This is a genomic window from Mesorhizobium sp. (assembly GCF_004962925.1).
GTDB lineage: Bacteria > Pseudomonadota > Alphaproteobacteria > Rhizobiales > Rhizobiaceae > Mesorhizobium.
Genome location: NZ_SUEO01000055.1, coordinates 30,116 through 30,427, shown reverse-complemented (window position 1 = coordinate 30,427; position 312 = coordinate 30,116). Strand labels below are relative to the sequence as shown.

The window sequence follows — 312 nt, the reverse complement described above, 5'->3', positions numbered from 1 at the left end:
GTCGAAGGCGCATCCCTCGTGATGAACACACCCGCGGCGCGCCTGATCGCGCGTGGCGAGGAACGCCCGCTCCTGCTTGAGGATGTCGAAGCGCTGCTGGGGTCGGAGGCGCTCGTCGTGGACGCGTGCCGCAATGTCGTGCGGGGCGCCGGCATGATCGTCTCGCTCGCGACGCGCCCGGTCTTGTTCGCGCTTGCGCGAACGCTGGGTGAAGCTTGGCCCCAAGACGTGCCGAGGAGCACGCTCGTCGCCCGCGCCTTCGGCGGCAAGCACGCCGATGAATCGCATCGCGCCCGCTTGCGGGTCGAAATC

General features: G+C 69.6%; 1 pseudogene. It reads left to right on the top strand.

Features of this window, described 5'->3' with window-relative positions:
* A pseudogene (locus E5W87_RS13785) lies at positions 1-312 on the top strand (helix-turn-helix domain-containing protein); the annotation flags it as partial.